Origin of the sequence: Frigidibacter sp. SD6-1 (assembly GCF_030143255.1) — a bacterium.
Lineage (GTDB): Bacteria > Pseudomonadota > Alphaproteobacteria > Rhodobacterales > Rhodobacteraceae > TMP-24.
The window spans coordinates 44,312-56,381 of record NZ_JARJNR010000007.1; the positions used below are offsets into that span (position 1 = coordinate 44,312).

The 12,070-nt window shown below is 68.5% G+C and carries 10 protein-coding genes; 1 reads left to right on the forward strand and 9 read right to left on the reverse strand.

The features are described 5' to 3' along the window. Positions 1-76: 76 nt before the first annotated feature. On the forward strand, positions 77-658 hold the full coding sequence (locus P0645_RS13735; RefSeq protein ID WP_284165158.1) for a transglycosylase SLT domain-containing protein: 582 nt from the start codon (positions 77-79) through the stop codon (positions 656-658). A 1-nt stretch (position 659) separates the two neighbouring features. Here P0645_RS13735 and P0645_RS13740 read toward each other — a convergent pair whose 3' ends face one another. The 9 genes from P0645_RS13740 to cobT form a co-directional block, all read right to left on the reverse strand. Next, on the reverse strand, positions 660-1,265 hold the full coding sequence (locus tag P0645_RS13740; protein WP_502855020.1) for a LolA family protein: 606 nt from the start codon (positions 1,263-1,265) through the stop codon (positions 660-662). Between the two features lie 91 nt (positions 1,266-1,356). After that, positions 1,357-1,752, reverse strand: a complete 396-nt coding sequence (trxA, locus tag P0645_RS13745) for a thioredoxin (RefSeq protein ID WP_284165160.1) — start codon at positions 1,750-1,752, stop codon at positions 1,357-1,359. Then, entirely contained in the window at positions 1,749-5,108 is a 3,360-nt protein-coding gene (gene addA / locus P0645_RS13750; protein ID WP_284165161.1) for a double-strand break repair helicase AddA, read from the reverse strand. The genes trxA and addA overlap by 4 nt, the downstream gene beginning before the upstream one ends. Further along, positions 5,098-8,070 carry a PD-(D/E)XK nuclease family protein gene (locus tag P0645_RS13755; protein WP_284165162.1) on the reverse strand — a complete coding sequence of 991 codons (2,973 nt, stop codon included), beginning with the start codon at positions 8,068-8,070 and terminating at the stop codon, positions 5,098-5,100. Before P0645_RS13755 ends, addA begins: the two co-directional genes overlap by 11 nt. Then, positions 8,054-8,752 (reverse strand): nucleotidyltransferase family protein, encoded by a 699-nt coding sequence (locus tag P0645_RS13760; RefSeq protein ID WP_284165163.1) that lies wholly within the window; start codon positions 8,750-8,752, stop codon positions 8,054-8,056. The genes P0645_RS13755 and P0645_RS13760 overlap by 17 nt, the downstream gene beginning before the upstream one ends. Next, positions 8,749-9,732, reverse strand: coding sequence for an aminoglycoside phosphotransferase family protein (locus P0645_RS13765; protein WP_284165164.1), 984 nt, complete (start codon positions 9,730-9,732; stop codon positions 8,749-8,751). Before P0645_RS13765 ends, P0645_RS13760 begins: the two co-directional genes overlap by 4 nt. Further along, the gene (gene tsaE / locus P0645_RS13770) at positions 9,729-10,226 is read right to left on the reverse strand and encodes a tRNA (adenosine(37)-N6)-threonylcarbamoyltransferase complex ATPase subunit type 1 TsaE (RefSeq protein WP_284165165.1); all 498 of its coding nucleotides are present in this window, start codon (positions 10,224-10,226) and stop codon (positions 9,729-9,731) included. Before tsaE ends, P0645_RS13765 begins: the two co-directional genes overlap by 4 nt. A gap of 45 nt (positions 10,227-10,271) precedes the next feature. Next, positions 10,272-11,039, reverse strand: a complete 768-nt coding sequence (gene cobS / locus P0645_RS13775; RefSeq protein ID WP_284165166.1) for an adenosylcobinamide-GDP ribazoletransferase — start codon at positions 11,037-11,039, stop codon at positions 10,272-10,274. Then, entirely contained in the window at positions 11,039-12,055 is a 1,017-nt protein-coding gene (gene cobT, locus P0645_RS13780; protein ID WP_284165167.1) for a nicotinate-nucleotide--dimethylbenzimidazole phosphoribosyltransferase, read from the reverse strand. The genes cobS and cobT overlap by 1 nt, the downstream gene beginning before the upstream one ends. Between the last annotated feature and the right edge of the window lie 15 nt (positions 12,056-12,070).

Here is a 12,070-nt window from a genome sequence, read left to right on the forward strand (position 1 = left end):
CGCGTGGGCTTTGTGATTTCCACGACGGGTGATTTCGCGTAAGGTATGAAAAAAAGAAGAGCAGACCTGAGGCAGTATGAAGAAGTTTCTCCGTCTTGCGGTGCTTATGGCGCTTGTCTCCTGCGGTGGCGGCGAACGGACCGCGCCGCGCAACCTCGACAATGCCTGCGCGATCCTCGACGAGCGTCCGCATTACCTGCGCGCCCTTGAGGCGACCGAGCGGCGCTGGGGCATTCCGCGAAATGTGCTGATGGCGACGATCCATCAGGAATCGAAGTTCATCGGCAATGCCAAGACCCCGCACAAGTTCGCGCTGGGGATCATCCCGATGGGGCGCCAAAGCTCGGCCTATGGCTACAGCCAGGCGATCGACGGCACCTGGGACGATTACCGCAAGGCCACGGGCCGCTTCGGCGCGAAGCGCACGCGTTTCGACGACGCCGCCGATTTCATGGGCTGGTACATGAACGAAGCGGTGAGCAGGCACGGGGTGTCGCCCTATGACGCGACGAGCCTTTATCTTGCCTATCACGAGGGGCTTGCCGGATACGGCCGCGGCACGCATCTGCAGAAAGCGTGGCTGATGCGGGTCGCTGCGAACGTGGGCGAACGGTCGCAAACCTACCAGAACCAGTTGATCTACTGCGGGAAACTCTAGGTCAGTTCAGGCCACGCGCCCGCATTTCTGCGTCGATGAGGAAGGTGGAGGGCGGATAGCTTCCGCCTTCTTCCAGCTTGTCGAGCAGAACAGTCGTCTGACCACCCGTCTCGTCCGTCACCACCCATTGGCGCAGCGCGACCGGATTCGCCGAGAAACCAAGCGAAAGCGTGCCATACTCCGGGTGGTCGGGGTCCTGGGCGGTGACGATTGTCAGCGCGCCTTCCTCGGCATGGCCCACCACCATCCGCGCCTTCTTGAGGTCGATCTCGCGGCCGAGGATCAGGTTCAGGGGTGTCTTGGCCAGCGGATATTGCTCGGGCGGCTGGTTCGATTTCGCGTCGAAGATCGCGACCTGACCCGAAGAGGCCAGCACCACCGTCTTGTCGGGCTTGGCATATTCAAACCGCATGCGCCCCGGGCGGCGGATGATCACCTTGCCCTTGGCGCCCGACCCGTCGGGATTGATCTGGGTGAAGGTCGCCTCGGCTGCGGTTAGCCCGTTCAGATAGGCGGAAATCGCGTCAAGCGACAGTTTCTCGGCCTGCGCGGGCAGGGCGAGAAGGGTGAGCAGGGCCGAGGCCAGAAGGGTGCGTCTCTTCATCATGGCGCCAATCTAGGACGGCCTCTGCGGTTATGCCATAACCGGCCGCGCGCAGGTGGCGAATGTCCGCCAGCGCGCGGCTCTCGGGCGCAGGTCAAAGCGAGGCGTCGATCCAATTCTTCAGCGCGGCCTTGGGCGCGGCGCCGACCTTGTTCGACACGACCTGACCGTCCTTGAACAGGAAAAGCGCCGGGATGCCGCGCACGCCGAACTGGGTCAGAAGGTCGGGGTTTTCATCCGCGTTGACCTTGGCGATCTTCACCTTGCCCGCATATTCGGCGGACAGTTCCTCAAGCGACGGGCCGATCTGCTTGCACGGACCGCACCATTCCGCCCAGAAATCGACAACGACCGGAACGTCCGACTTGCGGACTTCGGCGTCAAAAGTGGCATCGGTAACGGCGACGGTGGCCATGATCTTCTCCGGATTCTCGTGTGTGGAAGGATGAGGTCGGGTAAGGAAAGTAGGTCCGCCACCCCGCCCCGTCAAGGGAGTGTGGCTGTCTCATAGGCGGTCCTCACGATATTGAGAGGGACCGGCATCAGCGCCGCCGTCTCGGTCCAGAGGATCGCCACCTCGACCCGCCGGTCGGGATAGATCGCCCCCAGCATCGCCGCATAGGCGCCAAGCTGGCTGAGGATGCCCGGGGGAATGTCCTCTGCGTGCGCGGGCACCATCCGGTTCGACTTGAAATCCACCGCCAGCACCCGGTCGGGTTTCACGATCAACCGATCAACCGTCCCGGCCACCAGCCGCCCGCCCGGCGCAGGCACACGCGCCGCCAGCTCGACCTCGGCCAGGCTTCCCGGCCCGAAAAGCGAAGCAAGCGCGGGATCGGCGAGGAGGGCCGTGGCGCGCCGGAAAACAGTGTCTGTTTCGGCTGAATGAGGCCCGAGGAGCCGCCGGGCGATCCCCTCGCGGTCCGCCTCCGCCGTGCCGGGCAGATATTCCAGCAGAAGGTGCAGCGCCGTCCCGACCCGCTTTGCCGCCTCCTGATCCAGCCCCGCCTCGCCCGGCAAGGCCTTGGGTCCGGGCAGGGCGGACGGCGACAGCGCGCGCTCCGGCTCCGGCTCCGTCGGCGCGGGGCCTGTCGCCCAATCGGGAAGGGCCACGGCAGCCTGCGCAAGACGCCTTGCGGCCCCCAGCGGGTCGGGCCAGCGCCCCCATTCGAACCGTTTGCCGCGACCGAAGGGCCAAAGCTCGCCCTCGGCCGGCAGCGAGGCCGCGCCCGCATGTTCCATCCCCGCCTCGACCAGCCGGTACCAGCTTTCGTCGCCCTTCCCCACATCGCCCGCGGCACAGACGATCAGCCAGCTTTCCGCCCGCGTCATCGCCACATAGAGAAGCCGCATCCATTCTTCCCGCTCGGCCTCGCGGCGCGCCTCGGCCAGAGCCGTCAGCAACGGTGGCTTGGCATCGTCGGCCATCCGCCAGAAGGCACCCTCTCGCGACGCCATAACCGAGCCGCGCTCCCGCGACGACCATTTGGCCGTGTCCGGCAGGATCACCAGAGGCGCCTCAAGCCCCTTGGCGCCGTGAACCGTCATCACCCGGATCGCCCGCGCCGTGCCGTCATGGCGCCGCTTGACCTCGACATCGCCCGACTGCATCCAGACGAGGAAGCCCGTGAGGCTCGGCACGCTCGCCTGTTCATAGGTCAGCGCCTCGGCCAGAAGCGCGTCGATCGCATCCTCCGCCTCGACGCCAAGCCGGGCGAGCAGCCTGCGGCGGCCATCATGTCGTGTGAGCAGCCGCTCGATCAGCTCGTATGGCCTGAGAAAATCCGCCTGATCGCGAAGATCGGCAATCAATGTCCGCGCCGCCTCGGACTTTGCCCCTTCCGCCCCGCGCAACATCTGCCAGAGGAACACGCCCTTCGCCCGCGGCTGCGCCAGCCGGAAAAGCTCGTCCTCCGACCAGCCGAACAGTGGCGAGCGCAGCGCAGCGGCAAGCGACAGGTCATCCTCGGGCAGCGCAAGGAAAGACAGAAGCGCCAGGATATCCTTCACCGCCAACTGATCGCCAAGCGTCAGGCGGTCGGCCCCCGCCACCTCCAGCCCCGCCGCCTTGCAGGCGCGGACCAGTTCGTGAAACAAGGCTCCGCGCCGCCGCACCAGAATGAGCACATCGCCCTCATCCAGCGCGCGCGGCCCCTCGCGCGTCCCGATCGCCGTGCCTTCATCGATCATCCGGCGGATCTCGCCCGCGACCTTGCGCGCCAGAACCACGCTTTCATGGCTGTCGGCCAGTTGGTCGACCGGATCGGACCAGTCGCCCTCCTCCGGCTCGCCCGGCCTTTCGACCGGATCCCACAGATCGACACGCCCCGGCATGGTCGCATGAAAGGCGATATGCCGCGTCTCGCCGCCAAGGCCACGCCCCGCCGCCGCCTTGAACGTGTGATCGACCACATCGAGGATCGCGCGCGACGACCGGAAGGAATGCCTCAAGGACAGGCTCTCGAACGGCGCGACCGCGCCTTGGTGGCGGCTCTCGAATTCCCCCGCCATCGCGTCGAAGGTGGCAAGGTCGGCCCCCTGGAAGGAATAGATCGACTGTTTCTTGTCGCCCACCACGAAGATGCGCCGACCTGCGCCGCGTGCGCCCTCGCCTGCGGTAAACTCCTCGGCCAGCCGCTCGATCACCCGCCACTGGCCGGGGCTCGTATCCTGCGCCTCGTCGACGAGGATATGGTCGATGCCGCCATCCAGCCGGTAAAGCACCCAGGCCGCGACCGACCGGTCCGACAGAAGCGAAGCGGCCCGCGCGATCAGATCGTCGAAATCGAGCGCCCCCCGCGCCGCCTTGCGCGCCGCGTAGCGGCCAAGGAAGGGCCGAGCGAAGGTGTGAAGCGCCAGCGTGCGTTCCACGGCGGCAAGGCCCACGCGCAGGGGCCGCGCCGCCTCGACCCGCAGCATCAGGGCTTCGAGTTCGGGCATGAGATGGGCCGCTGTCTTGGTCCGGGTCTCCTTGTTCGGAAAGTCACCGATCTTGGCTGTGCCGGCATTCGGCCCGGACTTGTATAGGAACAGGCTCTCTAGCAACGCGAGCCCTGCGTGATCGGGTGAAAAGTCCATGATTTTCTCGGCCGCACCGCGCTCGGTCTTGCCGCCCTCAGCGAGGAGCGGCCGCAAGGCCGCGAGGAGCGGCTCTTCATCCCCGAGAAACACCTGGGACAGAAGTGCACGCGCGTCCAGTCCGGGTGGCAGGCCGAGCGCCAACCCCAGGCTCTCGCGCGTTTCTTCCCGCGAAAAAGCGTCTCTGTTCCCGCAGATTTCGGTCAGAAGGGCGGCCAGATCCTCCCCCTGCGCGAGACTGGCGAGGGCCGCGACCGCGCCTTCCCTGTCATCCTCGGCCATTTCCTCGACGATCTCGCGGCGCATCAGACCTGCGGTCCGGTCGTCAAGTTCGGTGAAATCGGGCGAGACCCGCGCCTCCAGCGGAAAGCGCCGCAAAAGCCCGGCGCAGAAGGCATGGATCGTCTGGATCTTCAGCCCGCCCGGCGTCTCGATCGCGCGGGCAAAAAGCCGCCGCGCCCCGGCCAGAACCGCGGCCGATATCTCCCCCTCGACGCCCAGGTCGGCCAGTTCGCAGCGCAGCGCCCCCTCTTCCAGCATCGCCCAGCGGCCGAGGCGGCGGAAAAGCCGGTTCTGCATCTCGCTCGCCGCCGCCTTGGTGTAGGTCAGGCAGAGGATGCGTTGCGGTTCTGTCCCGCCAAGCAGGAGCCGCGCCACCCGGTCCGTCAGGACCCGCGTCTTGCCCGACCCGGCATTGGCCGCGAGCCAGACGGAACGGCCGGGATCGGCGGCGCGCGCCTGCGCGCGGCTTGCCTCGTCATGGGCCATCGCCGGGCCCTCCGCCTTCCTCTGCGCCCACATCTTCCGGCCAGGGCGCATCGCTCATCTGCCATTCGCCGAAACGCGCCAGATGGTCATAGTCGCCCGGATCGTCCTTCATGAACGGCGCCCGCCGTGCGGTATAGCCTTTCGTCGGCCGGGCATAGGCGGCGATCAGCGCCGCGAGCCGCGCCCATTCGCCGTCGGGATCAAGCTCTTCGCGGCTGAGCCTCTTCTCTTCTCCGGCGCCGCCAAGCCGGACGTAAGTGGCCGCAGCCACTTTCCTTGGCCCGATGTGAACAAAGGCGCCCCGCTCGGCCAGGGCGGCCTCAAGTGGCAATTGTTTTTCGAAACGACGGCGCTGCTCTGGTTTCGGCGGCTCGCCTGACTTGTAGTCGAAAATGTGCAGATCCCCGTTGTTCAACAAGTCGATCCGGTCGGGCCGCGCGGTAAGCCTGAAATCAAGCTGGGTCAGCGATGCCCCGCCCTTGTCTTCAATGAGTATCGTTCCCCCTTCAGACTGTCGTCTTTCCTCATTGCGCACAAATGTATCCGCAATCCGCGCCATCCGGGCGCGCCAGAGCGCGCGCGCGGCGGGCCATTGCACATCCTGCGCCAAAACAGTGTCTGTTAAGGCCAAGAACCGCTCCCGCGCTGCCTCGAGGCTTTCGCCCTCGGGGCGGGTCTTCACGAAAGTCTCGACGATCCGGTGCAGAATCTGGCCGCGCATGCGGGCATCCGGCTCCGCCAGCATGGGGGCCAGCGGCTTCAGTCGCAGGATCTCCCGCGCATAGATCGCATAGGGGTCGCGGATCAGCCGCGCGATAGCCGTGACCGGCAGCTCCTTCGGTCGCGTCCCGGTGGGTGGGCGCGGGCTCGGGCGGCGGGCGGATGGCACGGTGTCGCGCGCCTCGACCGCCCGCGCGAGCGCCAGCCAGCGCTGCCCACGTGCGCGCATGTCGGCCAGCGCCCCGCCCTCGCCTTCCAGCCCGCCCATCAGGTTGACCAGACGGTCGAGCCAGCGCGAGGCGATGGTTTCCGCCTCGTCATCGCGCATGGCGCGCGACAGGATTACCGTCGGCGCGGCGGCGGCGATCTGGAAATCATGCGCCGACAGGCCCACCTGCCGTTCTGGCAGCAACAGCCCCGCCTTCAGCCGCATCTGCCGAGACAGCCACGGATCGGGCGGCACGGAAGCGGGCCATGTGCCTTCATTGAGGCCGCCGAGCACCACCAGATCGGCCTGAATCTCGCGCGCCTCGCGGGTGCCTTCGATGGTGATGAGGCGCGAGGCCGCGTGTGTCGGCCTTACCGTCTCGGCCTGCAGAAGCCGGGTCAGCAGATCGGTGAAATCGGCGGCGGACAGATCCGCCGCCGCATCCGCCTCGGCCCCCAGTTCCGCCATCAGCCGCGCTGCCGCTTCGCCCGCCGCCTCGCGCCACAGTTCGCTCGCTTCCGCCACCCCGCCCGGCCCGGCGGCGAACTGCTCTGCGACGGACAAAACAGTCTCTAACCATGCCGAAAGCGGCCGGTCTGGCCCTTGCGGCAGCCCGGCCAGACTCTCGCCGATCCAGCCGGCCCAGCCGATGCGTGCGGGTTCTTCCAGCCGCGCGGCCCAGTCGAGCAGGTCGGCCCCGCCTGGAAAGGCCGGACCCGTGCGGCGCAGCTGCAGTTCCAGCTCTCGGGTAAAGCGCAGATGGTCGCCCCGGTCCTCGCCGCCCGTCGCGGTCAAAGGGTGCTTGAGAAGCGTCAGCAGCGCCTCGCCCGTCACCCGCCGTCCGAAAAGCCCCGCGACATGGCGCAGGAACCGGCCCGGCGCGCTCAGATGCAGCGGGCGCCCGGCCGAATCGTCGGGCTCGATCCGCCAGCGGTCGAGCTGGGCGGTGACGCGCCGGGCGAGCGTTCGGTCCGGCGTCACCAGCGCGGCGCGCACACCCTTCTGCGCCGCCTCGCGCAGCGCAAGCGCGATCGCCAGCGCCTCGGCGCGCGGGGTCGGCGCCTCGATCAGGGTCAGACCCGCAGCGGCCCCGCCAAGCGGCACCAGAGCCTGCCCCTCGCTCAGCCACTGATCAGTCACCGGCGCGGGCCTGAGCGCAAGCGACACAAGCCGGTTGCGCGCCGGATCGGGCGCCGCGCCATGCCAATCCGCAACCTCCGCCGGACGCATGCCGAGCGCGTTCAGCAGCTTCGCGAAGCGGAATTGCGGATGATCCTCGTTCGGGACGCGCCCGCCTGCCAGGCTTTCCCAAGCGGCGCTGGTCATATGCGCGTCGAAGCCCGGCAGGACGACCGCGCCCTGCGGCAGCGACGCCACCGTCTGCATGAAAAGCGCGGTCGCACCGCGCGATCCGGTCGATCCGGCAACGATCACCGGCGTTTGCGGCGCAGTCTCGCGCCAGCGGTCGATCAGCATCTCGGCCGCGCGCCTTTGCCGGGCGGCAGTCCCCGCTGCCATGCCGCCTTCGGCGAAGAAGGGTGCGATGATGCGCAGGAAACGCAGCGAGCGTTCCCAATGCACCGCATGGTCCTCGGCAAGGCCGGGGTCTTCCAAAGCCTCGGGCAGCACGCCTTCGGCGGCCATTTCATCAATCAGGTCGGCCAGACTGTCGGCCAGATCGATCGCGGCGGTGCCGGGGGCGAAATCCGCCTCGCGCGCCATCAGTTCGCGCACCAGCCGCATCAGTTCCAGCCGCCGCCGGAGCGCGGGCTGGGCCTCGGGCAGATCAAGCGTCGGGTCCGCGTCAAGCTCGGACAGCAGCTTCAGGCGCGGCAGCAACAGCGGCCCGCGCGCGCGAAAGGCCGCGCGCACCCGTTCGCGCATCTTGGCGGTATTGAGATAGATCGTGACCTCGGCCAGCGCCTCGGGCGGCCTGCCCGCCGTCCGCGCCATCAGCCCCGCGACGAAGCCTTGCGCGAAGTCGGCGCCGGGCGGCAGGCCGAAGAGGCGCGCGCGGTCAGAGGCGGGAAACATCGGCGCCCCCCAGCATGTCTTCGGCAAGCGCGATGCTCTCGGGCCGACCGACATCGCACCAGCCGCCCTGATGGATCGCCCCGTAAAGCCGCCCCTCGGCGGCCATCGCATCCCAGACGGGATTGAGCGAGAAACGGTCCTCGGGCCAGGCGGCGATCCGGCCGGTTCGGGTGATATGGGCGCCAGTATAGACGTGACCGGGCCAGCGCGTCAGCCGCGCGTCCCCGCCCAGGAGAAAGTCGCCCCTGCCGGTGTGACCGGTCGCCCGATCCTTGGGGACCAGCAGCAGAAGTGCCTCCATCCGCTCGCCATCCCAGGCGGCGGCCAGCTGATCTAGCGGGTTCGCGCCATTCCAGACCGCATCGCTGTTCATCACGAAAACCGGGTCCGCACCCAGAAGCGGCAGCGCCGCCTTCAGCCCGCCGCCGGTTTCCAGAAGCGTCTCTGTTTCAGCCGAAAAGGCGATATTTTCGCGTCCCTGCAGATGCTGCCTGATCTGTTCGCCCCGGTAATGCAGGTTGACGACGATACGCTCGTCGCCTCGCGTTTGGTCCAGCGCATGGTGCAGAAGCGTCCGCCCCGCCACCTCGATCAGTGGCTTTGGCCGGTCGTCGGTCAGGGGCCGCATTCTTGTGCCAAGGCCCGCGGCGAACAGCATCAGGGATTTCGGCCGTGCGCTCATCCCGCCCTCAGCCTTTCCAGCCGTTCGGCCGTAAGGTCAGGCACCTCGCGCGCCACGCAGGCGGCGAGAGGCCCGAGCGCAGGATGCGCGAGGCTGCGGCGCAGATGGCCTGCAACGCGCGGCGCGTAGGCCAGATACTGCGGCTTGCCGTTCGCCCGGGCGAGCTTGGCAAAGACCGCAAGGATGCGCAGCGCCCGCTGTACGCCGATGAGCGCGTGGACGCGCGAAAAGAGGCGCTCCTCAAACCCGGTCAGGTCGAGATAGGCGCGATAGCAGGCCTCGGCGGTCGCGGCAGACACGTCACGGCGGGCGTCCTGCAGAAGCGACACGAGGTCATAGGCGGGATGGGTGGCGAAGGCGTCCTGAAAATCCAGAAGGCCCGCGCGGCAGAAGCCCTGTCGCTCCGGCAACCAGATCAGGTTCTCGGCATGGAAATCGCGCAGGGAAAGAACGGCTGGCCGGTCGTTCCATTCCTCGTAAAGCGCCGCGATCAGCCCCGGCAGCTCCCTCAGCGGCGGCGCGCCAAGCGCGGGCAGGTAGTGATCGTTCAAGAGCGTGACGAGACGGGCGAGCGCGGACCCATCGCCCGCAGCAACGAAAGCTGGCGGCATCTGCTGTGCGAGATCGGCAAGGAAACTGATCGCCGTCCTGTAAAGCGGCGCCTCCTTCGCCGGTTCGGCGGCGGTAACGCGGGCGAAAAGCGCGTCGCCCAGGTCTTCGAGCAGCAAAAAGCCCTGATCGGGATCGCGGGCGAGGATCTTCGGCGCCGAATAGCCGTGATCCAGAAGCCAGTCGCCCACTGCAAGGAACCGCTCGACCCGTTCCCCCGTCGCCGGGTCGGCATCCATCAGCACCGCCCCGCCCGGCAGCCGGAAATAGCGCCGCGCCGAAGCATCGCCCGAGAGCGGCGCGAGCGGCGCAGCGGCCCATCCCGCACGGGCAAGGAAGGCGCGGGCCTCGTCTTGACGCAGGTCGCTCATGCAGCTTCACCCAGCGCTGCAAAGACTGGCGCCCAGCGGTCGCCGGTCGCCCGAAGCGTCGCGGTACGGCTGTCGCCGGTCATCTCTGCATGAAGCGACAGCAAGAGCGCTTCGTGCGGGGCAAGTTCGCCCAGACGGTCGGGCCATTCGACGAGGCAGATGGCGCTATCGAATGCGTCGGTCAGGCCAAGCTCGATCACTTCCGACGGATCGGTCAGCCGGTAAAGGTCGGCATGCCAGACCTCGGCCCGCACCGTCTCATAGACCTGCACCAGCGTGAAGGTGGGCGACGGCACGTCCTCGCGCCGCCCCTCCGCCGCCAGAAGCGTCTGGATCAGGGCGCGGGCGAAATGGGTCTTTCCCGCGCCGATCTCGCCTTCCAGCAGGATCACATGACCGGGGCCGAGCAGTGGCGCCAGACGCGCCGCGAGGTCGGCCGTGGCCCCGGGCGAGGGCAGGGCAAGGCTCAGGTGAAACTCGGGCGGGGCGCTCATACCCTTCCATAGCGGCGCGCGCGCGGCGCCCGCAAGGTCAAAGGGTCAGCCCGTCGCACCCTGCACAACGACAAGCGCCAGCCAGCCCACCGCTTCCGCGACCTGCTGCATGGCGCCACAGACATCGCCGGTCTGCCCGCCGATCCGGGCCATCGCGCGGCGGCCGAGCCAGAGGGCGGCGCCAGCCATCGTGGCCGCCACGAGTGCAGCGTCCAGAAGCCCGAAGGGCAGAAGGCAGGCACCGCCGAGCAGGGCGGCGGCGAGGGCCGCCTCCTGCGACACGCCAGAGGCGCCGTTGCCAAGTCCGTCGCCGCGCGCGGGCGGCATCAGATGAAGCGCAGCGGGCATTACCGCGCGGCTGGCGGCGGCGATGGCCAGAAAGCCGAAGATCGCATCCCAACACGCGAGCGTTCCGATGGCCAGCACGCGGATCAGCAGCGAAAAGCCGATGGCCAGCGCGCCGTAGCTGCCGATCCGGCTGTCGCGCATGATCTCCAGCATCCGTTCCCGGTCGCGTCCGCCGCCGAACCCGTCGGCAAGATCGGCCAGCCCGTCCTCATGCAAGCCGCCGGTCGCCAGCACGAGCGCCAGCACCCCGAGCACCGCCGCGAGCGGCCCGGGCAGGCCGAGGAACGTCGCAAGCCAGTAAGTGGCGGCAGAGATGGCGCCGACCGCGAGCCCGGCGAGCGGCCAGGACCAGGCGGAGGCCGCAACCGAAGGCGCCTCGCCCGCGATCCGCCCGACCGGAAGCCGGGTCAGCATCATCAGGCCGACCTTCAGCTCCTCCCACCGGTCCGCCGGATCGCCCGCCATCATGCCTCCGAAACCCCTGCTTCGCCGAAAGTCGCCATGCCATTGTGGCACGCCAGCGCCGCCCGCACGATGCCCAGCGCCAAGGCCGCGCCGGAGCCTTCGCCAAGCCGCATGTCGAACTCGAGGACCGGGCGCTTGGCCGTTGCGGCAAGTAGCTTCCGATGGCCGGGCTCTGCCGAGGCATGGCCGACAAGGCAATGATCGAGAAGCGCGGGATCGGCCACATGCAGCACCGCCGCGGCCGCCGTGCAGATGAACCCGTCTAGGATCACCGGAACCCGCGCCGCCCGCGCCGCCAGAACCGCGCCGCAGATCGCCGCCTGTTCACGCCCGCCAAGGGCGGAAAGGATCGCGCCCGCGTCGCCCTTCGCGCCCGCGTGCAGCATCAGCCCGCGCTCGATCGCGTCGACTTTTCGGGCGATTCCGGCCTGATCAGAGCCTGTTCCGGGCCCGACCCACTCCGCCGCGCCGCCGCCGAAAGACGCCGCCGCCAGAGCCGCCGCAACGGTCGAGTTGCCGATGCCCATCTCGCCGAGAATAAGGATGTCGGCGCCCTCGTTCACCGCCGCCGCGCCCCGGTTCAGCGCGTCGAGGCAGTCGTCCGCGCTCATCGCCGGTCCTTGGGTGAAGTCCCCCGTGGGTCGGTCCAGGTCGAGCGCGATGACGTCGAGATCAGCGCCATTGACGCGCGCAAGCTGGTTGATCGCGGCGCCCCCAGCCTGAAAATTCGCGACCATCTGCACGGTCACTTCCTGCGGATAGGGGTTCACCCCTTGGGCGCAGATACCGTGGTTGCCCGCGAAAACCAGGGCCTGCGCCTGCCAGATTTCCGGCCGCGCCGTCGCCCGCCAGGCGGCCATGAATTCGGCGATCTCTTCCAGCCGCCCCAGCGAGCCGGGCGGCTTGGTCAGCGAATTCTGCCGCGCACGGGCGCCCGCCGCCGCCTCGGCATCGGCCGCGGGCAGACGGGCAGCGAGGGTCTTGAGGTCATCGAGCGAGGCGAGCGCGAAGGTCATGTCAGTTTCTTTCGG

What these genes read in the sequence shown, in the direction of transcription:
- P0645_RS13735 (WP_284165158.1), top strand. Translation starts at nt 77, where the DNA reads ATGAAGAAGTTTCTCCGTCTTGCGGTGCTTATGGCGCTTGTCTCCTGC.
- P0645_RS13740 (WP_502855020.1), bottom strand. Translation starts at nt 1,265, where the DNA reads ATGATGAAGAGACGCACCCTTCTGGCCTCGGCCCTGCTCACCCTTCTC.
- addA (WP_284165161.1), bottom strand. Translation starts at nt 5,108, where the DNA reads ATGGCCCATGACGAGGCAAGCCGCGCGCAGGCGCGCGCCGCCGATCCC.
- P0645_RS13755 (WP_284165162.1), bottom strand. Translation starts at nt 8,070, where the DNA reads ATGTTTCCCGCCTCTGACCGCGCGCGCCTCTTCGGCCTGCCGCCCGGC.
- P0645_RS13760 (WP_284165163.1), bottom strand. Translation starts at nt 8,752, where the DNA reads ATGAGCGCACGGCCGAAATCCCTGATGCTGTTCGCCGCGGGCCTTGGC.
- P0645_RS13765 (WP_284165164.1), bottom strand. Translation starts at nt 9,732, where the DNA reads ATGAGCGACCTGCGTCAAGACGAGGCCCGCGCCTTCCTTGCCCGTGCG.
- tsaE (WP_284165165.1), bottom strand. Translation starts at nt 10,226, where the DNA reads ATGAGCGCCCCGCCCGAGTTTCACCTGAGCCTTGCCCTGCCCTCGCCC.
- cobS (WP_284165166.1), bottom strand. Translation starts at nt 11,039, where the DNA reads ATGGCGGGCGATCCGGCGGACCGGTGGGAGGAGCTGAAGGTCGGCCTG.
- cobT (WP_284165167.1), bottom strand. Translation starts at nt 12,055, where the DNA reads ATGACCTTCGCGCTCGCCTCGCTCGATGACCTCAAGACCCTCGCTGCC.